The sequence below is a fragment of the Pseudomonas sp. T8 genome, assembly GCF_024610635.1.
Taxonomy (GTDB): domain Bacteria; phylum Pseudomonadota; class Gammaproteobacteria; order Pseudomonadales; family Pseudomonadaceae; genus Aquipseudomonas; species Aquipseudomonas chlororaphis_I.
In genome coordinates this window covers 1258556-1285453 of the sequence record NZ_CP102374.1, presented here as the reverse complement: position 1 = coordinate 1285453, position 26898 = coordinate 1258556, and the positions used below count along the sequence as shown (strand labels likewise).

General features: G+C 64.0%; 28 protein-coding genes. 22 read left to right on the top strand and 6 right to left on the bottom strand.

The genetic code is table 11. The features are described 5' to 3' along the window. Position 1 precedes the first annotated feature (1 nt). Complete coding sequence (locus NRG23_RS05465) at positions 2-766, top strand: class I SAM-dependent methyltransferase (RefSeq protein ID WP_009048706.1); 765 nt, start codon at positions 2-4, stop codon at positions 764-766. Positions 767-849: 83 nt separating this feature from the next. Further along, entirely contained in the window at positions 850-1302 is a 453-nt protein-coding gene (rnhA, locus tag NRG23_RS05460; RefSeq protein ID WP_009048707.1) for a ribonuclease HI, read from the top strand. 16 nt (positions 1303-1318) lie between these two features. On the opposite strand, the gene NRG23_RS05455 is transcribed toward rnhA, so the two are convergent. Together NRG23_RS05455 and NRG23_RS05450 are read right to left on the bottom strand one after the other, a co-directional pair. Then, positions 1319-2269, bottom strand: coding sequence for a glycerophosphodiester phosphodiesterase family protein (locus NRG23_RS05455; RefSeq protein ID WP_038632056.1), 951 nt, complete (start codon positions 2267-2269; stop codon positions 1319-1321). 143 nt (positions 2270-2412) lie between these two features. Continuing rightward, positions 2413-2736, bottom strand: coding sequence for a DUF2388 domain-containing protein (locus tag NRG23_RS05450; protein ID WP_038579500.1), 324 nt, complete (start codon positions 2734-2736; stop codon positions 2413-2415). Between the two features lie 195 nt (positions 2737-2931). On the opposite strand from NRG23_RS05450, the gene dnaQ reads away from it, so the two are divergent. The 3 genes from dnaQ (at position 2932) to NRG23_RS05435 (ending at position 6670) form a co-directional block, all read left to right on the top strand. Next, positions 2932-3690, top strand: a complete 759-nt coding sequence (gene dnaQ / locus NRG23_RS05445) for a DNA polymerase III subunit epsilon (RefSeq protein WP_124303869.1) — start codon at positions 2932-2934, stop codon at positions 3688-3690. Between the two features lie 119 nt (positions 3691-3809). Continuing rightward, positions 3810-6065 (top strand): arginine/lysine/ornithine decarboxylase, encoded by a 2256-nt coding sequence (locus NRG23_RS05440; protein WP_257373916.1) that lies wholly within the window; start codon positions 3810-3812, stop codon positions 6063-6065. Positions 6066-6079: 14 nt separating this feature from the next. Then, positions 6080-6670: a GNAT family N-acetyltransferase gene (locus NRG23_RS05435; protein ID WP_009048712.1), complete on the top strand. Its 591-nt coding sequence runs from the start codon at positions 6080-6082 to the stop codon at positions 6668-6670. On the opposite strand, the gene NRG23_RS05430 is transcribed toward NRG23_RS05435, so the two are convergent. Further along, a complete protein-coding gene (locus NRG23_RS05430) occupies positions 6667-7560 on the bottom strand; it encodes a LysR substrate-binding domain-containing protein (protein ID WP_257373915.1) in 894 nt (297 codons plus the stop codon). The genes NRG23_RS05435 and NRG23_RS05430 overlap by 4 nt on opposite strands. Positions 7561-7646: 86 nt before the next feature. Then, complete coding sequence (locus NRG23_RS05425) at positions 7647-7883, bottom strand: hypothetical protein (protein WP_009048714.1); 237 nt, start codon at positions 7881-7883, stop codon at positions 7647-7649. A gap of 228 nt (positions 7884-8111) precedes the next feature. On the opposite strand from NRG23_RS05425, the gene NRG23_RS05420 reads away from it, so the two are divergent. From NRG23_RS05420 to NRG23_RS05410, 3 genes are all read left to right on the top strand, one after another. After that, entirely contained in the window at positions 8112-8669 is a 558-nt protein-coding gene (locus NRG23_RS05420) for an NADPH-dependent FMN reductase (RefSeq protein ID WP_009048715.1), read from the top strand. Between the two features lie 131 nt (positions 8670-8800). Further along, entirely contained in the window at positions 8801-9157 is a 357-nt protein-coding gene (locus tag NRG23_RS05415; RefSeq protein WP_041988997.1) for a metalloregulator ArsR/SmtB family transcription factor, read from the top strand. A gap of 41 nt (positions 9158-9198) precedes the next feature. Then, the gene (locus tag NRG23_RS05410) at positions 9199-10485 is read left to right on the top strand and encodes an arsenic transporter (protein ID WP_016704655.1); all 1287 of its coding nucleotides are present in this window, start codon (positions 9199-9201) and stop codon (positions 10483-10485) included. Between the two features lie 161 nt (positions 10486-10646). On the opposite strand, the gene NRG23_RS05405 is transcribed toward NRG23_RS05410, so the two are convergent. Further along, complete coding sequence (locus tag NRG23_RS05405; RefSeq protein ID WP_038632062.1) at positions 10647-11597, bottom strand: DUF1853 family protein; 951 nt, start codon at positions 11595-11597, stop codon at positions 10647-10649. Between the two features lie 105 nt (positions 11598-11702). On the opposite strand from NRG23_RS05405, the gene NRG23_RS05400 reads away from it, so the two are divergent. The 6 genes from NRG23_RS05400 to pepN are packed head-to-tail and all read left to right on the top strand — an operon-like array spanning position 11703 to position 18207. Beyond that, positions 11703-12593, top strand: a complete 891-nt coding sequence (locus NRG23_RS05400) for an NAD(+) kinase (RefSeq protein ID WP_007920913.1) — start codon at positions 11703-11705, stop codon at positions 12591-12593. Then, positions 12590-13564: a metallophosphoesterase gene (locus tag NRG23_RS05395; RefSeq protein ID WP_371920928.1), complete on the top strand. Its 975-nt coding sequence runs from the start codon at positions 12590-12592 to the stop codon at positions 13562-13564. Before NRG23_RS05400 ends, NRG23_RS05395 begins: the two co-directional genes overlap by 4 nt. Then, positions 13561-14433 (top strand): rhomboid family intramembrane serine protease, encoded by an 873-nt coding sequence (locus NRG23_RS05390; protein WP_038579484.1) that lies wholly within the window; start codon positions 13561-13563, stop codon positions 14431-14433. The genes NRG23_RS05395 and NRG23_RS05390 overlap by 4 nt, the downstream gene beginning before the upstream one ends. Before the next feature lie 15 nt (positions 14434-14448). Then, positions 14449-14709 carry a YeaC family protein gene (locus tag NRG23_RS05385; RefSeq protein WP_007920905.1) on the top strand — a complete coding sequence of 87 codons (261 nt, stop codon included), beginning with the start codon at positions 14449-14451 and terminating at the stop codon, positions 14707-14709. Next, positions 14706-15536 (top strand): DUF2797 domain-containing protein, encoded by an 831-nt coding sequence (locus tag NRG23_RS05380; protein WP_009048721.1) that lies wholly within the window; start codon positions 14706-14708, stop codon positions 15534-15536. Before NRG23_RS05385 ends, NRG23_RS05380 begins: the two co-directional genes overlap by 4 nt. A 13-nt stretch (positions 15537-15549) precedes the next feature. Continuing rightward, positions 15550-18207, top strand: coding sequence for an aminopeptidase N (pepN, locus tag NRG23_RS05375; RefSeq protein WP_257373906.1), 2658 nt, complete (start codon positions 15550-15552; stop codon positions 18205-18207). 126 nt (positions 18208-18333) lie between these two features. Here pepN and NRG23_RS05370 read toward each other — a convergent pair whose 3' ends face one another. After that, positions 18334-19986 carry a SulP family inorganic anion transporter gene (locus tag NRG23_RS05370; RefSeq protein ID WP_038632067.1) on the bottom strand — a complete coding sequence of 551 codons (1653 nt, stop codon included), beginning with the start codon at positions 19984-19986 and terminating at the stop codon, positions 18334-18336. 387 nt (positions 19987-20373) lie between these two features. Here NRG23_RS05370 and NRG23_RS05365 point away from each other — a divergent pair, with 387 nt between their 5' ends. The 8 genes from NRG23_RS05365 (at position 20374) to NRG23_RS05330 (ending at position 26838) form a co-directional block, all read left to right on the top strand. Continuing rightward, a complete protein-coding gene (locus tag NRG23_RS05365) occupies positions 20374-21423 on the top strand; it encodes a YCF48-related protein (RefSeq protein WP_016704660.1) in 1050 nt (349 codons plus the stop codon). Positions 21424-21470: 47 nt separating this feature from the next. Continuing rightward, the gene (locus NRG23_RS05360; protein WP_028682268.1) at positions 21471-23846 is read left to right on the top strand and encodes an RND family transporter; all 2376 of its coding nucleotides are present in this window, start codon (positions 21471-21473) and stop codon (positions 23844-23846) included. Between the two features lie 279 nt (positions 23847-24125). Next, a complete protein-coding gene (locus tag NRG23_RS05355; protein ID WP_016704661.1) occupies positions 24126-24419 on the top strand; it encodes a DUF5629 family protein in 294 nt (97 codons plus the stop codon). Further along, positions 24406-25578, top strand: a complete 1173-nt coding sequence (locus NRG23_RS05350) for a lactonase family protein (RefSeq protein ID WP_009048726.1) — start codon at positions 24406-24408, stop codon at positions 25576-25578. The genes NRG23_RS05355 and NRG23_RS05350 overlap by 14 nt, the downstream gene beginning before the upstream one ends. A gap of 167 nt (positions 25579-25745) precedes the next feature. Beyond that, complete coding sequence (locus NRG23_RS05345; RefSeq protein ID WP_007923220.1) at positions 25746-25925, top strand: hypothetical protein; 180 nt, start codon at positions 25746-25748, stop codon at positions 25923-25925. A gap of 211 nt (positions 25926-26136) precedes the next feature. After that, positions 26137-26262 carry a hypothetical protein gene (locus NRG23_RS05340; protein WP_009048728.1) on the top strand — a complete coding sequence of 42 codons (126 nt, stop codon included), beginning with the start codon at positions 26137-26139 and terminating at the stop codon, positions 26260-26262. A gap of 115 nt (positions 26263-26377) precedes the next feature. Further along, positions 26378-26584 carry a hypothetical protein gene (locus NRG23_RS05335; protein WP_009048729.1) on the top strand — a complete coding sequence of 69 codons (207 nt, stop codon included), beginning with the start codon at positions 26378-26380 and terminating at the stop codon, positions 26582-26584. Beyond that, a complete protein-coding gene (locus NRG23_RS05330) occupies positions 26581-26838 on the top strand; it encodes a hypothetical protein (RefSeq protein WP_038632071.1) in 258 nt (85 codons plus the stop codon). Before NRG23_RS05335 ends, NRG23_RS05330 begins: the two co-directional genes overlap by 4 nt. Positions 26839-26898 lie beyond the last annotated feature (60 nt).

Sequence of the window (26898 nt, the reverse complement as noted above, 5' to 3'; positions counted from 1 at the left end):
AATGACCGATAAAGCGTTCGCTCAGGCCGATCCTGACTGGCTGGCCCTGATCAGTGCCGCCCGTGAGTGGCTGTCCGGGCCACTGGGGCAATTTCTGCTGGATGAAGAACGGCGCATGCTCGACGACGAGCTGGGGCGCTTCTTCGGCGGCTACCTGGTGCATTACGGCCCGTCGGCGCAAACCCCGCCGACGGCGCCCCAGGTGCAGCGCAATGTACGCCTGGGCGCGCCGCTGCCCGGCGTCGAGATCGTCTGCGAGGAGCAGGCCTGGCCGCTCAGTGAGCACGCCGCCGATGTGGTGGTGCTGCAGCACGGCCTGGATTTCTGCCTGTCGCCCCACGGCCTGCTGCGCGAAGCCGCCAGCGCCGTGCGACCGGGTGGGCACCTGTTGATCGTCGGTATCAATCCCTGGAGCAGTTGGGGCCTGCGCCATGTGTTCGCCCATGACGCCTTGCGCAAGGCGCGCTGCATTTCCCCGTCGCGGGTCGCCGACTGGTTGAACCTGCTGGGCTTCGCGCTGGAGAAACGCCGCTTCGGGTGCTATCGTCCGCCGCTTGCCTCGGCGGCCTGGCAGGCTCGGTTGGCCGGCTGGGAGCGCAAGGCCGGTGACTGGCAACTGTCCGGCGGCGGCTTCTACCTGCTGGTGGCACGCAAGATAGTGGTCGGCCTGCGCCCGGTGCGCCAGGTACGCCGCGAGCCGATGGGCAAGCTGGTGCCGCTGCCGATGGCCAAGGTCAACCGCCGGCACAGCGAACCCCCTCTTTAATTCAGCCGGGCCGAACCTGCCCGGCTTGGGCGTTGTCGATCGACGATCGGCAAGCCACAGGTATTTTCGATTGGAAGTCTGGCATGAGCGATAGCGTAGAAATCTTCACCGACGGCGCCTGCAAGGGCAATCCTGGCCCGGGGGGCTGGGGCGCACTGCTGGTGTTCAAGGGCGTGGAGAAGGAACTCTGGGGCGGCGAAGCCAACACCACCAACAACCGCATGGAGCTGATGGCGGCGATCCGCGGCCTGGAAGAGCTCAAGCGCGAGTGCCAGGTGATCCTGGTCACCGACTCGCAGTACGTGATGAAGGGCATCAACGAGTGGATGGCCAACTGGAAAAAGCGCGGCTGGAAAACCGCGGCCAAGGAGCCAGTGAAAAATGCCGACCTGTGGCAGCAGCTCGATGAGCAGGTCAACCGCCACCAGGTCACCTGGAAATGGGTGCGCGGCCATACCGGCCACCACGGCAACGAACGGGCCGACCAACTGGCCAACCGCGGCGTCGACGAGGTGCGCGGTTACAAACAGGCCTGATGCCCTGAACGGGTAGTCAGTCGCAGCGCAGCGGCCGTTCGAGCCGCTGCTTCATGTCCCGCATCGCGCGGGGCGAATCCACCAGCACCGCGTCCATCTTCAGGCAGGCGGCCGCCTGGTAATCCTCGGCCGTATTGACCCCGATCGCCAGCATCCGCACCTTGCCCCGGGACTGGAAGCAATCCACCGCCGCGGGCGTCCACAGCCGGGCATCCACCTTCGAACGGGCCTCACCCAGGGTGAAAGTCTCGACCAGCTGCACCGGGCGCCGGTACTCGAAAGCCACCCAGCTGGCCGGTGCCGGCGGCGTGGTACAGCTGTGGGCCAGGGCGACGCTGGCCAGGCGATCCCGGGTGTTGTCCCGGGACTCGAACAGCCGCGCCTGCGGATAGTGTGCGAACGCCTGCTGGTAGCTGGCATCGGTGGAGTAGATCAGCACCCGGTTCCAGGCGTGCAGCTGTTCCAGCAACTGCGCGACCGCCTGGGCCTGGGGCGCGGCGGGCAGGGCCTTCATGTCGAGAATGACCGGCACGGCGTCGGGGATCGCCGCCAGCGCCTGCTGTAGCGAGGGGATGCTCACCGCCTGGGAGCGAAAGGGAAATGTCACCTGGCCATCGGCCGCGGTCTGCTTGAAGTTCCAGCCGGCATTCAGTGTTTGCAACTGTGCCAGGGTTTTCTCGCTGACCGCGCCGGAGGCCGGGGTATTGGCGCTCAGGTCCGCCGGTCGGTACAGCACCGGCACGCCGTCGCGGCTCAGTTGCACCGTCAGCCAGAGCATGTCTGCACGGTTGCGCAGGGCGTTGTCGATGGCCAGCAGGGTGTTCTCGGGAAAGTCTGCGGCGCCGCCGCGATGGGCGACGATCAAGGGGGCTTGCCCGGCGTCGGGCTCCGTTGCTGGCAGGGAAGAGCAGCCACTGATGAAGGCCGCGGCCAACAGCAGTGGGAGCATCTGTCGAGTCTTGAGCATGGGAGGGCGGTTTCCTGGAAATGAGTGCAAGGCCGGGTGCCAGCCCTGCCCGCCTGAGTGGGCCGTACAGTAGCGCAATGGCCGCGCTCATTTAAACAAACGCGTGGTGCTCGGGGTGAATGAGTGGCCCTGTTCCGGGGCGATCAAAGAGTGAGGATGGCGCTGGCCAGTTGCAGGTCGGAGTACTGTGGGTTGCCGAGCGTCTGGCGAATGTGCCGCATCGCTGCTTCCAGCTGGGCGCCGCGGATCTCGCCGGCGCTGGCGACAAAGGCCGCGGCATCGGTCCTGGCGGCGAGCACCAGTTTGTCGTCCTTGAAGGAACTGGTGGCTTTCGAACTGCCTTCGGTCGTGCTCAAGGCCAGGCTCATGGTGATGTCGGTACTGATCACCAGGCTGGTGGCCTGGCCGATGTCGGCGAACAGGCAGGTGCAAAACAAAAAGGCCAGGCGGGTTTTACAGGTAGTCATGGCAGGGTGGAGTCCGCTAAAAATATCGTCGCGCACCCTAACAAGCCCCTGTGCGGCAAACTGCATGAGCTTTGCGAATGATTGTTAAAAACTGCGCACGCCGGGGCCAGGCGAATCCGCCATGCGTGCCATGCCGCGAGAGCGTGCTAAAATCCCGCGCCTTGAAAGACTTCCACCGTTGAGAACTGACCCCTGATGGCCAACAGATCTGTTGTACTCGATACCGAAACCACCGGCATGCCGGTGACCGACGGCCACCGGATCATTGAAATCGGTTGCGTCGAGTTGATCGGACGGCGCCTGACCGGTCGGCATTTCCACGTCTACCTGCAACCGGATCGCGAGAGCGACGAGGGCGCGATCGGCGTCCACGGCATCACCAACGAGTTCCTGGTGGGCAAGCCGCGCTTCGCCGAAGTCGCCGACGAGTTCTTCGAGTTCATCCAGGGCGCGCAGCTGATCATCCACAACGCGGCGTTCGACGTTGGCTTCATCAACAACGAATTCGCCCTGATGGGCCAGCACGACCGCGCCGACATCACCCAGCACTGCACCATCCTCGACACCCTGTTGATGGCCCGGGAACGTCACCCCGGCCAGCGCAACAGCCTCGATGCCTTGTGCAAGCGCTATGACGTCGACAACTCCGGCCGTGAACTGCACGGCGCCTTGCTCGACTCGGAGATTCTCGCCGACGTCTACCTGACCATGACCGGCGGCCAGACCAGCCTGTCCCTGGCCGGCAACGCCTCGGACGGTAACGGCAGCGAAGGTTCGGGCAACCGCGCCAGCGAAATCCGGCGTCTGTCGGCGGATCGCCAGCGTGGGCGGATCATTCGCGCCAGCGAAGCCGAACTGGCCGAGCACCAGGTGCGTCTCGAAATCATCGCCAAATCTGCCGGGGCCCCGGCGCTCTGGACCCAGCTGGCCGAAGCCAAGGCCCAGCAACAGTAGTTGTTCGTGGGCGACCTTTTGTTACAGGAGGTCGTTGACGGGGTTACGCGCCGGCCCCCGAGCTTCTACCCTGAGGTGATTGGCGGACCCTTGTCCGCCGCCTCAGGATGCCTGGTGCCATGTACAAAGACCTGAAATTCCCCATCCTTATCGTGCATCGCGACATCAAGGCCGACACCGTCGCCGGCGACCGGGTGCGGGGGATCGCCAGGGAGCTGGAGCAGGAAGGCTTCAGTATCTTTTCCGCGGTGGACTATGCCGAGGGGCGCCTGGTGGCTTCGACCCATCACGGCCTGGCCTGCATGCTGATCGCCGCCGAAGGCGCCGGGGAAAACACCCACCTGCTGCAGAACATGGTGGAACTGATCCGCCTGGCCCGGGTGCGCGCGCCGAACCTGCCGATCTTCGCCCTGGGCGAGCAGGTAACCCTGGAAAACGCCCCGGCCGACGCCATGAGCGAGCTCAATCAGCTGCGCGGCATTCTTTACCTGTTCGAAGACACCGTGCCGTTTCTGGCGCGGCAGGTGGCGCGGGCGGCGCGCAATTACCTCGATGGCCTGTTGCCGCCGTTCTTCAAGGCGCTGGTGCAACATACGGCCGACTCCAACTATTCCTGGCACACCCCGGGGCACGGCGGTGGCGTGGCCTATCGCAAGAGCCCGGTGGGCCAGGCGTTCCATCAGTTCTTCGGCGAGAACACCTTGCGTTCGGACCTGTCGGTGTCGGTCCCGGAGCTGGGCTCGCTGCTCGATCACACCGGGCCCCTGGCGGAAGCCGAGGCGCGGGCGGCGCGCAATTTCGGCGCTGACCATACCTTTTTCGTGATCAACGGCACCTCGACCGCCAACAAGATCGTCTGGCACTCCATGGTCGGTCGCGATGACCTGGTGCTGGTGGATCGCAACTGCCACAAGTCGGTGTTGCACGCGATCATCATGACCGGCGCGATCCCGCTGTTCCTCTGTCCGGAGCGCAACGAGCTGGGGATCATCGGCCCCATCCCCCTGAGCGAATTCAGCCGCGAGTCGATCCAGGCCAAGATCGACGCCAACCCGCTGACCCAGGGCCGGCCGGCCAAGGTCAAGCTGGCGGTGGTCACCAACTCGACCTACGACGGCCTCTGCTACAACGCCGAGCTGATCAAGCAGAGCCTGGGCAACAGCGTCGAGGTGCTGCATTTCGACGAAGCCTGGTACGCCTACGCGGCCTTCCATGAGTTCTTCGAGGGGCGTTACGGCATGGGCACCTCGCGCAGCGCCGACAGCCCGCTGGTGTTCACTACCCATTCCACCCACAAGCTGCTGGCGGCCTTCAGCCAGGCCTCGATGATCCATGTGCAGGATGGCGGCGCCCGGCAGTTGGACCGCGACCGCTTCAACGAAGCCTTCATGATGCACATCTCCACCTCGCCGCAGTACAGCATCATCGCCTCGCTGGACGTGGCCTCGGCGATGATGGAAGGGCCGGCGGGGCGTTCGCTGCTGCAGGAAATGTTCGACGAGGCCCTGAGCTTCCGCCGGGCCCTGGCCAACCTGCGCCAGCACATCGCCGTGGACGACTGGTGGTTTTCCATCTGGCAGCCGGAGCGGGTGGAAGGCATCGACCAGGTCAGCACCGCGGACTGGCTGCTGGAGCCTGAAGGCGAGTGGCACGGGTTCGCCGGGGTGACCGACGACTATGTGCTGCTGGACCCGATCAAGGTCACCCTGGTGATGCCCGGGCTCACCGCTGGCGGTGCCCTGAGCGAGCGCGGGATACCGGCGGCGGTGGTCAGCAAGTTCCTCTGGGAGCGCGGCCTGGTGGTGGAAAAGACCGGCCTGTATTCGTTCCTGGTGCTGTTTTCCATGGGCATCACCAAAGGCAAGTGGAGCACGCTGCTGACCGAGCTGCTGGAGTTCAAGCGCAACTACGACGCCAATGTCAGCCTCGCCGCCTGCCTGCCGAGCATCGCCCAGCAGGACATGGCGCGCTACCAGGGCATGGGCCTGCGCGACCTCTGCGATCAGTTGCATGCCTGCTACCGCAGCAATGCCACGGCCAAGCACCTCAAGCGCATGTACACCGTGCTGCCCGAGGTGGCGATGAAGCCCGCCGACGCCTACGATCAGTTGGTGCGGGGCGAGGTCGAGGCGGTGTCCATCGATGCCCTCGCCGGGCGGGTGGCGGCGGTGATGCTGGTGCCATACCCGCCGGGTATTCCGCTGATCATGCCGGGCGAGCGCTTCACCGAGTCGACCCGCTCGATCATCGATTACCTGGCTTTCGCCCGTACGTTCGATAGCAGCTTTCCCGGCTTTGTCGCGGATGTGCATGGATTGCAGCATGAAGACGAAGGCAATGGGCGGCAGTACACCGTCGATTGCATCAAGGTTTGAGGACGTTTCCCGCTATGCAGCCAATGATCAACCCCAAGTACCCCGGCCTGTCGGTACGCGTCGCCGACGACGGTTTCGCCGCGTATGTCTGGGGCAGCGACTTCAGCTTCGAAGTCAGCGCCTATGCCCAGGCACAGAGTGAGCAGGTGGTGGCCAAGTGGCCGTTGCACCACATCACTCCGTACCGCAAGTGCTACGGCATCGACCCCGAAGAGTTCAGCAGCTATCGCGATGCCGCCGACAGTGCGGTGTTCATGGCCTACCTGGATGACGAGCCGGTCGGCCATGTGGTGGTCAGCACCAACTGGAACGGTTACGCCCATATCGACGAGCTGGCGGTGCATGCGCCGGCGCGGCGTCACGGGGTGGCCAAGGCCCTGCTGGATGTGGCGCAGTTCTGGAGCCGCAAGAAAAAACTGCCGGGCATCATGCTCGAGACCCAGAACAACAACCTTGGGGCCTGCCGCCTGTACGAGCGCTGCGGTTATGTGGTCGGCGGCATCGATCACCTGCGTTACCGCGGGATTGATCCGACCACCGCCGAGGTGGCGATTTTCTGGTATCGGTTGTTCAACGACGAGCTGGCGCGGGAAGCCGGGGTCTAGCCGGCCAGCATGCCTTCAGCCTTTTCCGTCAGGGTTTCCAGCAGCGCCTCCAGGGTGGGCGAGGAGGGGGTGCCGCTGCGGGTCAGGGCATAGAGGGTGACCGGGATCGGTGGCGACAGCGGGCAGACGTCCAGGCCGCCCTCGCGCGCGCCCAGTGCGGTGAAGGGGTCGACAATCGCCAGGCCTTCGCCGGCCTCGACCATGCTGCGCATCATCTGGTGGGTCTGTACCCGGGTGTGGATAGTCGGGCTCGGGCGCAGGTTCTGCAGCTTGCTGTCCAGGGCCACGCTCAGCGGGTCCTGGCCTTCCAGGCCAACCATGGCCTGGCCCGCCAGGTCCTGCAGGGAAATGTACTTCTGCTTCGGTTGCAGCCAGCCGTGCGGGGCCAGCAGTTGCAGCTTGCCCTGGGCCAGGGCGACGCACTGGATATCGGGGTGATCGGGGTTGTGCAGGCTCAGGCCCAGGTCGCCTTCGCGCAGCAACAGGCTCTTGACCATGTCGCGGGTGCCCTGGCTGGCGAGGTTGCACGGGGTATCGGGAAAACGCCGGCGCAGGGCGGCGATGCTCTGTGGCAACAGTTGCTGGGCCAGGGGCGGGGTGCCGATGATGCGCAAGGGCGGCGCCTGGTATTGCTTCAGGCTGTCGGCCAGGCGTTGCACGGGTTCGAAGGCGTCATACAGGGTGGCGATCGCCGGCTGTAGCTCGCGGGCCTCCCGGGTGGCTTGCAGGCGTCCGCGGACACTGGCGAAGAGCATGAAACCCGATTGGCTTTCGGCGTCGCGCAGGATCGTTTCCACCTCGGCCACCGGCAGTCGCAGCAGCTCGGCGGCCGTGCCCAGGTGTCCGGTTTGCAGGAGCGCCTGAATCACTTCGATATGACGTAAACGCATGCTTGAAGTCCATGTCCAGCCGGTGAGGGATTCACACTGAATCCTAACTCATGTCCGCGCATATGACTTCTGCTCATAACGGCACGTTATGAAGGAAGGATGGTCTCGGGTTCGCGAATGAGGGTGACGCCCGATTGCACGAGGAGAAACTGGTTGTCGTCCATTTTGTTGACGCGGTCGCCAATGGCCAGGCGATAGGTGGTAACGGGCTCCGAGCCGGCGATGCCGTCTGGCGACGGGGTGGATTCCTGGAACTCATGCACCGAATAGACCCGGCCTTCCGCGTCCCTGGCATGAAATTGTCCGACGAGTACTGCTGCCATCTTTAGAGCCTCTGGAGATAAAACACTCAATTTGCGGTCCTGTAGACCCTGCCTGGGCGAAGTAAGTTTAGCGGCGGAAAAAAAATAGTCCGCGGTCCTGATTGCAACTGGCGTGCAGCGGAGCGAGGGCCTGGAAAAGCCCACGGAATTTCCTGTGGCGGGGTGGCTGTGGTCGGGGTGGATCATCTATAACTACCAGCCTCCTTAACCAGAAGTCGGGGATTCACTATGAGCAACGTCTACACGATTGCAGTGCTGGTTGGCAGCCTGAGAAAGGCCTCGATCAACCGGAAAGTGGCGCTGGCCCTGGCCGAACTGGCGCCGGCCAACCTGCGGTTGCAGATTGTCGAGATCGGCGACCTGCCGCTCTACAACGAAGACATCGATGTGGATCCGCCGGCCGCCTACAAGGTGTTCCGCGAGCAGGTCAGCGCCGCCGATGCCGTGCTGTTCGTCACTCCGGAATACAACCGCTCGGTTCCCGCACCCATGAAAAACGCCATCGACGTGGGGTCGCGCCCCTACGGCAAGAGCGCCTGGAACGGCAAGCCGGGGGCGGTGATCAGCGCATCCCCGGGCGCTATCGGCGGTTTTGGCGCCAACCATCACCTGCGCCAGTCCCTGGTGTTCCTCAATGTACCGTGCATGCAGCAGCCGGAAGCCTACCTGAGCGGCGCCGGTTCGGCCTTCGACGAGGCGGGCAAGCTGTCCGAGTCGCTCAAGCCGTTCCTGGAGAAGTTCATCAACGCCTACGCGCAGTGGGTCGAGCAGCACAAAAAGCTCTGATCCTGGCACCGCGGGAGTCGGCCAGCCGGCTTCCGCGGGTGATGGGATATTCCTCTCGTCGTGAGAAAAGCGCTTTACCGCATATCTGAATATTCATATATTCGCCGCTCCAACTGCCTGGAGTGGCCCTGGTGTCCGACGCTCTCAACCCCGCCGAACTGTTCAAGGCGCTTGCCGACGAAACCCGCAGTCGCATCGCCTTGCTCGTGACCCGCGAAGGCGAGTTGTGTGTCTGTGAGTTGACCGCCGCCCTGGGCCAGAGCCAGCCGAAGATCTCCCGGCACCTGGCGCTGTTGCGCAGTTGCGGCCTGCTGGCCGACCGCCGCCAGGGGCAATGGATCTACTACCGGCTGCACCCGCAATTGTCACCCTGGGTGACCACATTGCTGCAGGACACGCTGGAGGCCAACAGCCCCTGGCTGCAGGCTGACCTGCAACGCCTGCAGACCATGGCCGATCGTCCCGATCGCCCCGTGCGCTGCTGCTGAATTCCCATCCACCTCACTTTTCCTGTTCAAGGCTGCCCGGCATGCTGACTGCTTCATTGATTTTCCTGCTGACCATTACCCTGGTGATCTGGCAGCCCAAGGGCCTCGGCGTGGGCTGGAGCGCGGTGTTCGGCGCGGTGCTGGCGTTGCTGTTCGGGGTGGTACAACTGACGGACATTCCGGTGGTCTGGCAGATCATCTGGAACGCCACCGGCACCTTCGTGGCCTTGATCATCATCAGCCTGCTGCTCGACGAGGCCGGGTTTTTCGCCTGGGCGGCCTTGCATGTGGCGCGCTGGGGGCAGGGCAGCGGGCGCAAGCTGTTTGCCTTCATGGTGCTACTGGGGGCGCTGGTGTCGGCGCTGTTCGCCAACGACGGGGCGGCGCTGATTCTCACGCCGATCGTAATCTCCATGCTGCTGGCGTTGCGCTTCTCCCGGGCGGCGACCCTGGCGTTCGTCATGGGCGCCGGGTTCATCGCCGATACCGCGAGCCTGCCGCTGGTGGTGTCGAACCTGGTGAACATCGTTTCCGCGGACTTCTTCAATATCGGCTTCAACCAGTACGCCGCAGTGATGCTGCCGGTGAACCTGGTCAGCGTGGCCGCGACCCTGGCGGTGCTGCTGTGGTTCTTCCGCCGCGACATTCCGCAGGCCTACAACCCCGAGGAACTGGAGCCGCCCGCCAGCGCGATCCACGACAAGGCCACCTTTGTCGCCGGCTGGTGGGTGCTGGTCATCCTGCTGCTGGGCTGTTTTGCCCTGGAGCCGCTGGGCATTCCCATCAGCGCGATTTCGGCGGTGTGCGCGGCCTTGCTGCTGGGCATCGCGGCCAAGGGCCACAAGATTTCGACGCGCAAGGTGCTCAAGGAAGCGCCGTGGCAGATCGTGATTTTCTCCCTCGGCATGTACCTGGTTGTGTACGGCCTGCGTAATGCCGGGCTGACCACCCACTTGGCCGGCTGGCTCGACCGCTTCGCCGACTACGGCATCTGGGGCGCGGCCATGGGCACCGGGCTGCTGACCGCGGTCCTGTCATCGATCATGAACAACCTGCCGACGGTGCTGATCGGCGCGCTGTCCATCGACGCCAGCCAGGCCAGCGGCGTGATCAAGGACGCGATGATCTACGCCAACGTGATCGGCAGCGACCTGGGGCCGAAGATCACTCCGATCGGCAGCCTGGCCACCTTGCTCTGGCTGCACGTGCTGGATCGCAAGGACATCCATATCGGCTGGGGCCGCTACTTCAAGGTCGGCATCGTGCTGACCCTGCCGGTGCTGCTGGTGACCCTGGCGGCGCTGGCCCTGCGCTTGTCGGTGACGTGAGGGGCAGGTTCGTATTCGTCGAAAACCCGCATCCACCACGTAACCTGTAGGAGCGAGCTTGCTCGCGAAGTGTCGTATCTGGCACCCCGCGTTGCCCCTATCGCGAGCAAGCTCGCTCCTACAGGTTCGGTGTTTGGCGCAGTTGAAGGAGTTATAGAAGCTCAACTCGCCCCCGGCACATTCGGCCAGAGGTCCGCCACCAGGAACAGGCGTTCGGCTTCCTCCCAGTCGCCGGCGCGGTTTTCCGTGAGGCGCACCAGCAGTTGCGCCGGGGCGTGCGGGTCGAGTTCCTCCAGCCAGGCTTGCAGCTGTGGGGCGCTCCAGGTTTGTTCCGCCGGGTAGGACGCGGGCGCCAGCCAGGCCTGGCGTGGCAAGGGTTGCCAGCGCCCGGGCGGGCTTTGCGCGATAAAGGCTGGCCAGTCGCGCTGGTGCAGCCAACGCCCGCGCAGGTGCTGCGGGTGGGCGCCGCGGGGCGGTTGCGTGGTGCCGGGCCAGGGGTAGAGCAGGTAGCCGCCGAGCCACAGGTGGGCGCTGAAGTCCTGGATATCCATGGCCGCCAGCACTTCCAGGCTGTCGGCGCGGGCGGAGATCGGCAACTGGTGTTCGTTCAGGTGCGCCAGCTTGCGGTCCAGGCGATCGTGGCAGCCGGGGCCCAGCCACAACGCGGTGTTCGTGCCGTTGCCATGTTGCGGGCCGAGGTAGAGCTTGATCGCCAGTTCCAGATGGTGAATGCCGTCGCGATCGCGCAGCAGCATGTCCAGTTCACCCAGGGTGTGGCCGGCGCGACGGATCGGCAGGTTGGCCGCCAGCAGCTCGACGCCGGGCGCGTGCTGTACGGCAAATTGCCACAGGCGTTCGTAGTACAGCCCCAGGCGTTTGGTCGGCCCGAGGGCCAGCCAGCGGCGCAGGGCGCGGCCGTCCTGGTCCAGCTGGCGCAACCAGTGCGCCAGCAACTGCGGCGCCTGCACCCAGTCGCTGCCGGCCAGTGGATGGCGCTGCGGCCAGGGCGTCTGGTCGAGCATCGGCGGCGCGAGGATGACCCAGGCCAGGTCGCGCACTTCAGGGTGGCGCAACTGGCGGGGGAGGTCGAGCAAGCCGGGAAACAGGATCATTCTGCGAGCATAGCGCCTAACGTCGAGGCTGAAAGGATTTTGTCTATGGCCGGCTTTCGCCCATAATCTCTGCTTTGCCCGTCCCAGAACCCCTGCAGGAGCCCCATGGAGCAATTTCGCAATATCGGCATTATCGGTCGCCTGGGCAGTTCGCAGGTGCTGGACACAGTTCGCCGACTGAAAAAGTTTCTGCTCGCCCGCCACCTGCATGTGATCCTCGAAGACACCATCGCCGAAGTGCTGCCCGGCCACGGCCTGCAGACCTCCTCGCGCAAGCTGCTCGGCGAAGTCTGCGACATGGTGATCGTGGTCGGCGGCGACGGCAGCCTGCTGGGCGCGGCCCGTGCCCTGGCGCGCCACAACATTCCGGTGCTGGGGATCAACCGCGGCAGCCTGGGCTTCCTCACCGACATTCGTCCGGACGAGCTGGAAGTCAAGGTCGCCGAAGTCCTCGACGGCCATTACCTGGTGGAAAACCGTTTCCTGCTGCAGGCCGAAGTGCGGCGCCACGCCGAAGCCATCGGCCAGGGCGATGCACTGAACGATGTGGTGCTGCACCCGGGCAAGTCGACGCGGATGATCGAGTTCGAGATCTACATCGACGGCCAGTTCGTCTGCAGCCAGAAGGCCGACGGCCTGATCGTCGCCACGCCGACCGGCTCCACCGCCTACGCCTTGTCCGCCGGCGGGCCGATCATGCATCCCAAGCTCGACGCCATTGTGATTGTGCCGATGTACCCCCATACCTTGTCGGGAAGGCCGATCGTGGTCGATGGCAACAGCGAGCTGAAAATCGTCGTGTCCAAGGATATGCAGATCTACCCGCAGGTTTCCTGCGACGGGCAGAACCATTTCACCTGTGCCCCCGGTGACACCATCACTGTCAGCAAGAAGGCGCAGAAACTGCGCCTGATCCATCCGCTGGACCACAACTATTACGAGGTCTGCCGGACCAAGCTCGGCTGGGGCAGCCGACTGGGTGGTGGAGGCGACTGATGCTCGATCCCGCGCGAAGTTATGACCTGATCGGTGATGTGCACGGTTGCGCCCTGACCCTCGAACACCTGCTGGACAAGCTCGGTTATCGCAAGCAGGGCGGCGTCTGGCGGCATCCGTCGCGCATGGCGGTGTTCCTCGGCGACATCATCGACCGCGGCCCACGGATCCGCGAAGCCTTGCACATCGTCCACGACATGGTCGAGGCCGGCCAGGCGCTGTGCGTCATGGGTAACCATGAGTTCAACGCCCTGGGCTGGGTCACCCCGGCAGCGCCCGGCGGCGGCAGGCATTTCGTGCGCGAACACACGCCGCGCCATGCCCGGCTGATCAATGAGACCCTGGCGCAATTCGAGCAGTACCCCAAGGACTGGCACGATTTCCTCGACTGGTTCTACCAGATGCCGCTGTTCATCGACGCCGGGCGTTTTCGCGTGGTGCATGCCTGCTGGGACGCCGGCCTGATCGAACCGCTGCGGGCGCAATACCCCGACGGCTGCATCGACGAGCACTTCCTCCAGGCCTCGGCGGTACCCGGCAGCTTCGCCAATAACGTGTTCGACCGCCTGCTGCGCGGCACCGACATGCGCCTGCCCCATGGCCTGACCATGACCAGCGGCGATGGCCTGACCCGTTCGTTCTTCCGCACCAAGTTCTGGGAAGACGACCCGCAGACCTACGGCGACATCGTGTTCCAGCCCGATGCGCTGCCCGAGCCGGTAGCTCGCACGCCGCTGTCCTCGGCGGAGAAAAACAACCTGCTGCGCTACGGCGTCGATGAGCCGTTGCTGTTCGTCGGCCATTACTGGCGCAGCGGCAAACCGGCGCCGATTCGCTCGAACCTGGCCTGCCTGGATTACAGCGCGGTGCTCTACGGCAAGCTGGTGGCTTATCGCCTGGACCAGGAAACCCGCCTGGACCCGGACAAATTCGTCTGGGTCTATGTCGAGCGACCGGAGGAGCAGCAATGAGTGCGGTTGCGGTATTGCGTCTGCCGTTGAATGTGGACCTGAGTGGCTTCGTCAAACTGTTGCAGCGCATGCAGGTGCCGCACCGGGTCAGCGAGGAAGCGGGGGAGCAGGTGCTCTGGGTGCCGGATGCCATCAGCGAGGACGTGCGTTCGTTGTACGAGCGTTTTCCGGCGGGCGATCCCGAGCAGCAACTGGACATCCCCGAGGCCGGCGCCGCCCTGCGTCGTCCGGGGTTCGTCGAGCAACTGCGGCGTAGCCCGGCCACCGCGCTGATCCTGCTGCTGAGCCTGATTGTTGCCGCCTTGACTTTGCTCGGTGAAAACCTTGGCACCCTGCGCTGGCTGACTTTCCTCGAGTTCCGCGTGGTCGGCGACTACATCCAGTTCACGCCCCTGGCCGACAGCCTGGCGGCGGGGCAGTGGTGGCGCCTGGTCACGCCGATGCTGATTCACTTCGGCTTCCTGCACATCGCCATGAACGGCATGTGGTACTGGGAGCTGGGGCGGCGCATCGAACAGCGCCAGGGCAGCATCAACCTGCTGGGCCTGACGTTGCTGTTCAGCCTGGTGTCGAACTACGCGCAATACCTGTTCAGCGGGCCGAGCCTGTTCGGCGGCCTGTCCGGCGTGCTCTACGGCCTGCTCGGGCATTGCTGGATCTATCAGTTGCTGTCGCCCAACCCGGCCTATCGCCTGCCTCGCGGAGTCCTGGCGATGATGCTGGTGTGGTTGCTGATCTGTATGTCGGGGCTGATCTCGGTGATCGGCTTCGGTGAAATCGCCAACGCCGCCCACGTCGGCGGGTTGCTCGTCGGATGCCTCACAGGTTTGTTGGGCGGCTTGTACAGTCGCCGTAAACTGGCCCTCTAATGCTGGAGACCGCTTATGTCGTCGTTTGTTGAAATGATTGAAAACATCACCCCGGACATCTACCAGAGCCTGAAACTGGCGGTAGAGATCGGCAAATGGTCCGATGGCCGCAAGCTCACCGCCGAGCAGCGCGAGTTGTCCCTGCAGGCGATGATCGCCTGGGAAATGCAGAACCTGCCCGAAGAGCAGCGCACCGGCTACATGGGCCCGCAGGAGTGTGCCTCGAAGTCGATCGAAGTGCCGAACATCCTGTTCAAGTCGGATGCCATCCATTGATCGAAATTGGCCGTGGCTCCATCAGTAAAATGTCGGCGCGCCTGGACGGGGCGGATGTCCAGTACGCCTTTCGTCTTGGCGACACCGAGGTGCCGGTCAATCCATTGATCGGCAGCACCGTGCGCCTGGAATACCTGGGGGCGATCCACTGCACCCATTGCGGGCGCAAGACCAAGACCAGCTTCAGCCAGGGTTACTGCTACCCGTGCATGACCAAGCTGGCCCAGTGCGATGTCTGCATCATGAGCCCGGAACGCTGCCACTACGACGCCGGCACTTGCCGCGAGCCGTCCTGGGGCGAGCAGTTCTGCATGACCGACCACGTGGTGTACCTGGCCAACTCGTCGGGGATCAAGGTCGGCATTACCCGCGCCACCCAGCTACCGACCCGCTGGCTCGACCAGGGCGCCAGCCAGGCGTTGCCGATCATGCGCGTGGCGACCCGCCAGCAGTCCGGTTTCGTCGAGGACCTGTTCCGCACCCAGGTGGCCGACAAGACCAACTGGCGCGCCTTGCTCAAGGGCGACGCCGAGGCGGTGGACCTGGCGCAGGTGCGCGACCAGCTGTTCGCCTCCTGCGCCGAGGGCCTGCGCGCCTTGCAGGAACGCTTCGGCCTGCAGGCGATCCAACCGGTCAGCGATGTCGAGCCGATCGAGATCCGCTACCCGGTCGAGCAGTACCCGGCCAAGATCGTCAGCTTCAACCTGGACAAGAACCCGATTGCCGAAGGCACGCTGCTGGGGATCAAGGGCCAATACCTGATCTTCGATACCGGCGTGATCAATATTCGTAAATACACGGCCTACCAGCTCGCCGTGCATCAGTAGAAGGATTCGACGCATGCGCACCGAACAACCGAAGATGATTTACCTGAAGGACTATCAGGCGCCCGAGTACCTGATCGACGAAACACACCTGACCTTCGAGTTGTTCGAGGACCACAGCCTGGTCCATGCGCAACTGGTGATGCGCCGCAACCCAGTGCATGGCGGTGGCCTGCCGCCGCTGGTGCTCGACGGCCAGCAGCTGGAACTGCTGTCGGTGTCCCTGGGCGACCGCGAGCTGACGGCCGCGGATTACCAGCTGAGCGCCAACCACCTGACCCTGCAGCCGACCAGCGAATCCTTCACTGTCGACACCAGCGTCAAGATCCACCCGGAAAGCAACACCGCCCTGGAAGGCCTGTACAAGTCCAGCGGCATGTTCTGCACCCAGTGCGAGGCCGAGGGCTTTCGCAAGATCACGTACTACCTCGACCGCCCGGACGTGATGAGCAAGTTCACCACCACAGTGGTCGCCGAGCAGCACAGCTATCCGGTGCTGCTGTCCAACGGCAACCCGATCGCCAGCGGGCCGGGCGAAGACGGCCGGCACTGGGCGACCTGGGAAGACCCGTTCATGAAGCCGGCCTACCTGTTCGCCCTGGTGGCGGGCGATCTGTGGTGTGTCGAGGACAGCTTCACCACCATGAACCAGCGCGAGGTCGCGCTGCGCATCTACGTCGAGCCGGAAAACATCGACAAGTGCCAGCACGCCATGACCAGCTTGAAGAAGTCCATGCGCTGGGATGAACAGACCTACGGCCGTGAGTACGACCTGGACATCTTCATGATCGTCGCGGTCAACGACTTCAACATGGGCGCTATGGAGAACAAGGGCCTCAACATCTTCAACTCCAGCGCCGTGCTGGCCCGCGCCGAAACCGCCACCGACGCCGCGCACCAGCGGGTCGAGGCGATCGTCGCCCACGAATACTTCCACAACTGGTCGGGCAACCGCGTGACCTGCCGCGACTGGTTCCAGCTGTCGCTCAAGGAAGGCTTCACGGTATTCCGCGATGCCGGCTTCTCCTCGGACATGAACTCGCGCACGGTCAAGCGCATCCAGGACGTGGCCTACCTGCGCACCCACCAGTTCGCCGAAGACGCCGGCCCCATGGCTCACGCCGTGCGCCCGGAAAGTTTTATCGAGATCTCCAACTTCTACACCCTGACCGTGTACGAGAAGGGCTCGGAAGTGGTCGGCATGATCCGCACCCTGGTGGGCGCCGAAGGCTTCCGCAAGGGCAGCGACCTGTACTTCGAGCGCCACGACGGCCAGGCCGTGACCTGCGACGATTTCGTCAAGGCCATGGAAGACGCCAACGGCATCGACCTCGCCCAGTTCAAGCGCTGGTACAGCCAGGCCGGTACCCCGCGCCTGGCGGTCAGCGAGGCCTATGACGCGGCGGCGAAGACCTACAGCCTGACCTTCCGCCAGAGCTGCCCGCAAACCCCGGACAAGGTGGAAAAGCTGCCGTTCGTGATTCCGGTCGAGCTGGGCCTGCTGGACGCCAAGGGCGCGGCCATTGCCCTGCGCCTGGCCGGCGAATCCGCCGCGCAAGGCACTTCGCGGGTGATCTCGGTGACCGAGGCCGAGCAGACCTTCACCTTCGTCGACATCGCCGAACAACCGCTGCCGTCCTTGCTGCGCGGCTTCTCGGCGCCGGTGAAGCTGAGCTTCCCGTATAACCGCGACCAGCTGATGTTCCTCATGCAGCACGACAGCGACGGCTTCAACCGTTGGGACGCCGGCCAGCAACTGGCGGTGCAGGTGCTGCAAGACCTGATTGCCCAGCACCAGCAGGGCCAGGCACTGGTGCTGGACCAGCGTCTGGTCACCGCGCTGGCGACGCTGCTGGCCGACGACAGCCTGGACCAGGCCATGGTCGCGGAAATGCTCTCGCTGCCGGGCGAGGCCTACCTGACCGAGATCAGCGAAGTGGCGGATGTCGAGGCCATTCATGCGGCGCGCGAGTTCGCTCGCCAGCAATTGGCCGATAGCCTGTTCAACGCGCTGTGGAAGCGTTACCAGGCCAATCGCGAGGTCTCTCGGAGCACCGACTATGTCGCCGAGTCCGCGCACTTCGCCCGTCGCGCCCTGCAAAACATCGCGCTGTCGTACCTGATGCTCACCGAGAAGCCGCAAGTGCTGGCGGCGGCCATCGAGCAGTTCGACGCCGCCGACAACATGACCGAGCGCCTGACAGCGCTGGCGGTGCTGGTCAACTCGCCGTTCGAGGCCGAGAAGGCCAAGGCCCTGGCGGTGTTCGCCGAGCACTTCAAGGACAATGCCCTGGTCATGGACCAGTGGTTCAGCGTCCAGGCCGGCAGCACGCTGCCGGGCGGGCTGGAGCGGGTCAAGGCGCTGATGCAGCACCCGGCGTTCAACATCAAGAACCCGAACAAGGTGCGCGCCCTGATCGGCGCCTTCGCCGGCCAGAACCTGATCAACTTCCACGCCGCGGACGGCTCCGGCTACCGTTTCCTGGCCGACCTGGTGATCCAGCTCAACGGCTTCAACCCGCAGATCGCCTCGCGGCAACTGGCGCCGCTGACCCGCTGGCGCAAATACGACAGCGCCCGCCAGGCGCTGATGAAAGGCGAGCTGGAACGCATCCGCGCCTCCGGTGAGCTGTCCAGCGATGTGTTCGAAGTGGTCAGCAAAAGCCTGGCCTGACCCTTGTAGGAGCGGCCGGTCGACGCTCGATTGCTCGCGAAAAAACTCAAGCCAACGCGCGGCCCCAGATGCCGCGCGTTGTCGTTCAGGTCTTATCGCGAGCAATCGAGCGTCGACCGGCCGCTCCTACAGGGGAGTGGAGCTGTCCGGCTCGCTCTGCAAGGCGTCAGGCAGATCCCGGTGATAGTTCTGCGCGCCGATGGCGTGCAGGATGCCGACCCGTTCAAGCTTGGTGTGGACCTTGAGGTTGGCTTCGCACAGCTTCACCACAATCCCGCGCTTGTGCAGCTGGCCTATCACTTCCTCCAGCATCTGCAAGCCCGTGATGTCCATGAAGGGCACGTGTCTCAGGCGAATGATCAGCACCTGCGGGTCGCTGTGGGTCTGCGCCAGCGCGCGCTCGAAAGTCTCCGCGGCACCAAAGAACAGCGGCCCCTCGATGGTGTAGATCAGCACGCCCGGTGGCAGATGCAACTGGCCGTTGCCGTGCAGCTCGTGTTGCAGGTCCTGCTCCACCACCTGTTGCACCTCCACCGAGGAGGCCATGCGCCGCAGGAAGTGCAGCATCGCCAGGATCACCCCGATATTCACCGCGATCACCAGATCGCTGAACACCGTGAGGACAAAGGTGGCCAGCAGAATCGCCACGTCCGCCCGGGGCGCCCGTTGCACCATGCGCTTGAAGTGGTGCAGTTCGCTCATGTTGTAGGCCACCACGAACAGGATCGCCGCCAGGGCGCACAGCGGGATATTGGCCGCCAGTGGCGCGAGAAACAGGATGATCAGCACCAGGACCAGCGCGTGGATGATGCCCGCCAGCGGGCTGCTGCCGCCGTTGCGGATATTGGTTGCGGTGCGGGCAATCGCGCCGGTGGCGGCGAATCCGCCGAACAGCGGGGTGGCCAGGTTGGCGATGCCCTGGCCGATCAGTTCCTGGTTGGAGTCGTGGCGGGTGCCGGCCATGCCGTCGGCCACCACCGCCGACAACAGCGACTCGATGGCGCCGAGCATGGCGATGGCGAAGGCCGGACCGATCAGGTCCAGCACTCGCGGCAGGCTGATTTCAGGCAGCTGCAACGCCGGCAACCCCTGGGGAATACCGCCGAAGGCGCTGCCGATGGTGGCCACGCCGTCGAACTGGAACAGGGACTGCAGGGCCGTGGCCAGGGTCATGGCGACCAGCGGCGCCGGCAGGCGTTTGAGCTGCGCGATCCTCGGCACGCCCCACAACAGCGCCAGGCTGAGCAGGGCTAGCAGGGTGGTGGCCAGGTGCAGGTCGGGCAGGGCCTGCAGCAGGTGCCAGAGTTTCTGGTGGAAGTACTCGCCGCCGACGGCGGGCAGGCCGAAGAAGTCCTTCCACTGGCTGACCCAGATGATCACCCCGATCCCGGCGGTAAAGCCGAGTATCACCGGGTCCGGGATGAATTTGATCAGCGCCCCGAGGCGACTGATGCCCAGCAGGAACAGGATGATCCCGGCCATCATGGTCGCCAGTTGCAGGCCGTCGACCCCGTACTTGGCGGTGACCCCGGCCAGAATCACGATAAAGGCCCCGGTGGGACCGGCGATCTGCAAGCGGCTGCCGCCGAACAGCGACACCAGCAGGCCGCCGACGATGGCGGTGTAGATCCCCTGTTCGGGCTTGACCCCGGAGGCGATGGCGAAGGCCATGGCCAGGGGCAGCGCCACCACGCCGACAATCACCCCGGACACCAGGTTGCGGGCCCAGTGCGCGCGTCCCAGCAATCCGGCTTTCCACGCCTCGCGTATGGCAATCATGGCTCACTCCCGACATCCGACTCGCAGATCACGCTGCTCATCATAGCCAAAGCCAGGAGGCGCGGCCCATGGCCTGAGTCAGTCTTTGCGCGACTATCGGCTGCAGCCACTGGGATCGAGGAGTGCAGTCCGCGGCGTTGGTGTTCTTGCCTCAGCTACGCTTCGTACACCACCCCCAGTATCGACTGAGCAGTCAGGTTCCAGGCTGGGGCGATGGTTAACAAAAGATAACGTGGTGTCGATTGTCAGACGTTTCGAAAGCCCGATAGGATAGGTCAGCTTCCGAAGGGGCTCTAGATTGCAGGTTTCAGGACATTGTCCTAACCGCCCCGAACGGCGCCCTGTAAAGGTTGAACGACCTAACAATAATAAATGGGGGAGAGGTCTATGAGTGAGCCTGTCATGGGTGTGAGTTCCTGCCGCCCGCCGGCCTTGCGCAGATTTGCGTTGCTGGCTACAGCGCTCTCGCTGTTGGGGGTCGCCCTGTTGTCGGCCCCGGTCCAGGCCGCCGCGTCCGCGGCGGACACTGTCTATTCCACCGAATCGGCCAAGGCCAGCAAGGGCCTGATGCTCGATGTCGTGCATGCCGGTCCGCGCCTGGTCGCCGTCGGCGATCGTGGGCACATTCTTTATTCCGACGACCAGGGCCAGACCTGGACCCAGGCCAAGGTGCCGACCCGGCAGCTGCTGACCGCGGTGTATTTCGTCGATGCCAAGCACGGTTGGGCCGTCGGCCACGATGCCCAGGTGCTCGCCAGCGAAGACGGTGGCCTGACCTGGACCAAGCAATTCGAAGACCTCAAGCGCGAAGCGCCGCTGCTGGACGTGTGGTTCCAGGACATCAGCAACGGTTTTGCCGTGGGCGCCTACGGCGCGCTGCTGGCCACCACCGACGGCGGTAAAACCTGGGAAGACGCCAGCGACCGCCTGGACAACGAAGACCAGTACCACCTCAACGCCATCGCTGCGGTGAAGGATTCCGGCCTGTTCATCGTCGGCGAGCAGGGCAGCATGTTCCGCTCCGCCGACTGGGGACAAACCTGGGAACGCCTCGAAGGCCCTTATGAAGGTTCGTTCTTCGGCGTGATCGGCACCGCCCAGCCCGCCACGCTGCTGGCCTACGGCCTGCGCGGCAACCTCTATCGCTCCACCGACTTCGGCAGCACTTGGGAGCAGGTCGAGCTCAAGGCCGCCCGCGGCAGCCTGGAGTTCGGCCTGTCCGGCGCCACGCTGCTGGACGACGGTTCGCTGGTGATCGTCGGCAACGGCGGCAGCGTGGTGCGCAGCACCGACAACGGCGTGACCTTCAGCGTCTACAACCGTCCGGACCGGATCTCCCTGGCAGCGGTGACGGCAGCCGGCAATGGCAACCTGATTCTGGCGGGGCAGGGCGGTGTGCGCTCGACCTCGTCGAATGGCGCCGATCTCGGAAAATAATCAGGGCAAGCAAGCCGGGCCAATAATAAGAAGGCGGGAACACTTCCATGAGCAGTCATCAAACCGACAAGGCGACGTTTCTCGAGCGTCTGATTTTCAACAACCGCCCGGCAGTGATCGTCATCTGCCTGCTGGTCAGCGTTTTCCTGTTCTGGCAGGCCACGCTGATCAAACCGTCCACCAGCTTCGAAAAAATGATCCCGCTCGAGCATCCCTTCATCGAGAAGATGATGGAGCATCGCAACGACCTGGCGAACCTGGGCAACACCGTGCGCATCTCGGTGGAAGCCAAGGACGGTGACATCTTCACCAAGGACTACATGGAGACGCTGCGGCAGATCCACGACGAGGTGTTCTACATCTCCGGCGTCGACCGCTCGGGCCTCAAGTCGCTGTGGAGCCCCAGCGTGCGCTGGACCGAGGTGACGGAGGAAGGCTTCGCCGGCGGCGAAGTGATCCCGCAGAGCTACAACGGCTCGGCCGACAGCCTCGACCTGCTGCGCAACAACGTGCTCAAGTCGGGCCAGGTCGGGCGCCTGGTGGCCAACGACTTCAAGTCGAGCATCGTCGACATTCCGCTGCTGGAGTCCTACCCGGACCCGCAGGACCAGGGCAAGCTGCTGGCCCTGGACTACCAGAAGTTCTCCCATGAGCTGGAAGAAAAGATCCGCGACAAGTTCGAGGCGCAGAACCCCAATGTGAAGATCCACATCGTCGGTTTCGCCAAGAAGGTCGGCGACCTGATCGACGGCCTGATCATGGTGGTGATGTTCTTCGGCGTCGCCTTCCTGATCACCCTGGTGCTGCTGTACTGGTTCACCTGGTGCATCCGCAGCACCATCGCCGTGCTCATCACCACCCTGGTGGCGGTGGTCTGGCAGCTGGGCCTGATGCACGCCGTGGGCTTCGGCCTCGACCCCTATTCGATGCTGGTGCCGTTCCTGATCTTCGCCATCGGCATTTCCCACGGGGTGCAGAAAATCAACGGTATCGCCCTGCAATCCAGCGGTGCCGACAACGCCCTGACCGCGGCCCGGCGTACCTTCCGCCAGCTGTTCCTGCCGGGGATGATCGCGATCCTCGCCGACGCCGTGGGCTTCATCACCCTGCTGATCATCGACATCGGGGTGATTCGCGAGCTGGCCATCGGCGCGTCCATCGGCGTGGCGGTGATCGTGTTCACCAACCTGATCCTGCTGCCGGTGGCGATTTCCTATGTCGGCATCAGCAAGCGCGCAATCGAGCGCAGCAAGAGGGACGCTACCCGCGAGCATCCGTTCTGGCGCCTGCTGTCGAACTTCGCCAGCCCGAAAGTCGCCCCGGTGTCGATCTTCCTGGCCCTGCTGGCCTTCGGTGGCGGCCTCTGGTACAGCCAGAACCTGAAGATCGGCGACCTCGACCAGGGCGCACCGGAGCTGCGTCCGGACTCGCGCTACAACAAGGACAACAACTTCATCATCAACAACTATTCCACCAGTTCCGACGTGCTGGTGGTGATGGTCAAGACCGCCTCCGAAGGCTGCTCGCGCTACGAAGCCATGGCGCCGATCGATGAGCTGATGTGGAAGATGCAGAACACCGAGGGCGTGCAATCGGCGATTTCCCTGGTGACCGTGTCCAAGCAGATGATCAAGGGCATGAACGAGGGCAACCTGAAATGGGAAACCCTGTCGCGCAACCCGGATGTGCTGAACAACTCCATCGCCCGCGCCGACGGCCTGTACAACAACAATTGCTCGCTGGCGCCGGTGCTGATCTTCCTCAACGACCACAAGGCCGAGACCCTCGACCGCGCGGTGCATGCGGTGCAGGAGTTCGCCAAGGAACACAACAAGGACGGCTTGGAGTTCCTGCTGGCGGCGGGTAACGCCGGGATCGAGGCGGCCACCAACGAAGTGATCAAGCGCTCGGAACTGACCATCCTGGTGCTGGTGTACATCTGCGTGGCGGTGATGTGCATGATCACCTTCCGCTCCTGGGCGGCGACCCTGTGCATCGTGTTGCCGCTGGTGCTGACCTCGGTGCTGGGCAACGCGCTGATGGCGTTCATGGGCATCGGCGTCAAGGTCGCGACCTTGCCGGTGGTGGCGCTCGGGGTGGGGATCGGCGTGGACTACGGGATCTACATCTACAGCCGCCTGGAAAGTTTCCTGCGTGCCGGTCTGCCGCTGCAGGAGGCCTACTACCAGACCCTGAAATCCACCGGCAAGGCGGTGCTGTTCACTGGCCTGTGCCTGGCCATCGGCGTCGCCACCTGGATCTTCTCGGCCATCAAGTTCCAGGCTGACATGGGCCTGATGCTGACCTTCATGCTCCTGTGGAACATGTTCGGCGCGCTGTGGCTGCTGCCGGCGCTGGCGCGATTCCTGATCAAGCCGGAGAAACTGGCGGGGCAGAAGGGCCACTCGCTGTTCGCCCACTAAGCTTCGAAGCGCCAAGCAAAACCGCGACCCAGGTCGCGGTTTTTTATTGCCCGGCCAGACACCACCGGCCCCTGTAGCCGCTGCCGAGCCCGCGAGGCTGCGATCGACCGGCACGGTCGCAGCGGTGTTCCTGGTGCAGGAGGGCCTTCGGCCCTGGCGCAGGCTTCGCCAGCGGCTACAGAATTTGTAGCAATGGTTCGTGCGAACTTTGCAATGCCACTACAGCCGCGCCGCGCCGGACCCGCTATCATGGCCGCTTTCCATTGCTGACTGACGACCATGACTGCCGCTACAGACACTTTGCTGACTGCCCTCCAAGCCTGCGACATGCTGGAAATCGACGGGCTGCATGCCTTCGACTTCACCCTTGACGACCAACAGCTGCTGATCGAATGCATGGACGGCCGTGCGGCCAAGCGCTGGAGTTTCAGCCTGGCCCAGGTCAACGCCGCGACCTTCGACGACACCCTGCAAAGCTGGACCATCGTCGGCGACTCCGGTGAGCACCGCCTGGTGTGCATGAGTGCTTTCAGTGCCCGTAACGATGAGGAGGATGAACATGAGGATGCGTAACTTCTGGCCACTGCTGATGGCTGGCAGTATCGGCGCCATGGCCGTGCAGGCCGCGCCGGTCGAGACCCAGGAACTGCTGGTCGGTTCCTACACCCAGGGCCAGAGCGAAGGCATCTACCGCCTCAAGTTCGACGGTCGCACCGGCAAGATCGAGGCCAAGCCGCTGCAGGTGGTCAAGAGCGCCAACCCGTCCTGGCTGACCCTGTCCAAGGACCAGAAGCAGCTGTTCGTGGTCAATGAGAACGGGCCTGGGCAAGCCGACCCGATCGGCCGGGTCAGCAGCTTCAGCATCGAAGCCAAGAGCCGCAAGCTGAACCCGATCAACCAGGTGCAGAGCCTGGGCAACGAGCCGACGCACTCGAGCCTGAGCGGCGATGGCCGCTACCTGTTCGTCAGCAACTACTCGGTGGTCGCGGATCCGGGCGGCAGCCTCGCGGTGTTGCCGGTCGGTACCGATGGCAAGCTGTCGCCGGTGGTCCAGCTCAGCAGCCACCCAGGCAGCCGGGTCAACCCCGAGCGCCAGGTGGCGGCCCACGTGCATTCGGTGGTGTCGTCGCCGGACGGCCAGTTCGTGTTCGCCAGCGACCTGGGCGCGGACAAGGTCTTCGTCTACCGCTACGACCCCAAGGCCAACGCCGAACGCCCACTGACCGCGGCCGAGCCGGCGTTCGTCGAGCTGCCGCCGGGCAGCGGCCCGCGCCACCTGCTGTTCAGCGCCGATGGCAAGCACGCCTACCTGACCCTGGAAATGAGCGCCCAGGTGGCGGTGTTCGACTACCAGGACGGCAAGCTGACCCAGAAGCAGATCCTCGACTTGACCAGCGGCGGCAAGGACAAGAAGGCGGCGGGTGCGCTGCATGCCTCCAAGGACGGCAAGTACCTGTACGTGAGCAACCGCGGCACGGCCAATCAGTTGCTGGTGTTCGCCATCGACGAAGCCACCGGCCAGCTCAAGGAGATCCAGCGGCGTTCGGTGGAGGGCGATCACCCGCGTGAGTTCAGCCTCGATCCGAGCAACAAGTACGTGCTGATCGGCAACCAGAAGAGCAACGAAATCGTGGTGATCGAGCGCGACGCCAAGACCGGTTTCCTCGGCAAGACCGTGCAGAAACTGCCGTTCGATTCACCCAGCGATATCAAATTCCTGGTGCGTCAATAGGCCGCAGGCCCCGGTTGACGGGGCCTGCGCCTTTCTATTAATGACGCTGATATCTGCTACTGCTGGAAAAAATTTCAACCCGCCAACCCTCGGGCGTAGTTTTGCTTCACGGCCCGGCGCATCAAGGCTTCCGGGCAAACAAGCCGACTGCATACGAGGGTTACCCAATGAACTTCAATCTCTTCTCCGTGATCGCCGCTTCCGCCATCTCCGCTACCGTGGCCCTGCCAGCCAGCGCCAACGTGGAAATCAGCGAGAAAAAATCCGCGACCAACACCTACACCCAGAAATACCTGCAACAGAGCGCCAACTTCTACGCCGCGCTGGATCACAAGATCCAACACTGAAATTCCCCGTACCGCCCAGGTATGCAGGAGCGAAGTCACTGGCTTCCCTGAATGGACTCGTTCATCCAGCGGACAGCAGTGATGTCGCTCCTGCATCACCTGTATGCGACGTTTTCCCCCATGCCAGGCAAATTAGCTTGGTAATGTCACATCGCCATATGTTTAAATTTGACGCTAATTAATTGACTCCTTCTTTCCAAGGATCGACAGCATGGCGATGCGTCTGGCAGTGGTTCTTCTGTTCCTCTATTCCACCCCGATTCTCTCGGCTGCCCAGCCTGTCGAAGGCGAGCCGGAAACCTCCCGCGAGCGAATGCTGACCCTGCTTGAGGGTTGATTGGCCGCGGACCAACGATCAATCCAACTGATGGTGACTATGCACCGAGGTTGTTTCTGCGGCGGGCGTTTTTAACGGATTCTGTGGGCACTGAAACATGCCCACGGAGACCACCATGGCCCACTCGATCCTCACCTCTGCCAAGCGCGGCGCCTATGTCGCCATTGGCCTGTACCTGGCCATGGTCCTCCTGGTCAGCCTCTCGGCCCAGACCCCGTCGACGGTGCAACCGCCGATCCAGGTCGCTTACCCGGCCATCCAGTTCGAACACCGCGCGCAAGCCGCCGAACAGGTCCCTGATGCGGGAGTGGCGCTGCTATGAAAGGACGCAGGTTCTGGGTCATTGCCGTCCTGGCGTTCATGACCAATGGCGCTTCCTTGCTGGGGATCGGGCAGGGCTCAGCGGGCTCGCTGGCCCGGGCCATCGAATGCAATCACAACATCGCCCACAACATTGAAACCGCCAAGGCCCAGGGCCTGCTGGCCGGCAACCCGCCAGCCAAGCCCAGGGCCGCGTTCTTCGGCCCGTTCAGCGTCGATTGCTCGGCGTTGCAGATGTGCAGTGTGCTGAGTTGAGCGCAACACAGTCTTCTGTAGGAGCTGCCGGTCGACGCTCGATTGCTCGCGATCGCTGCG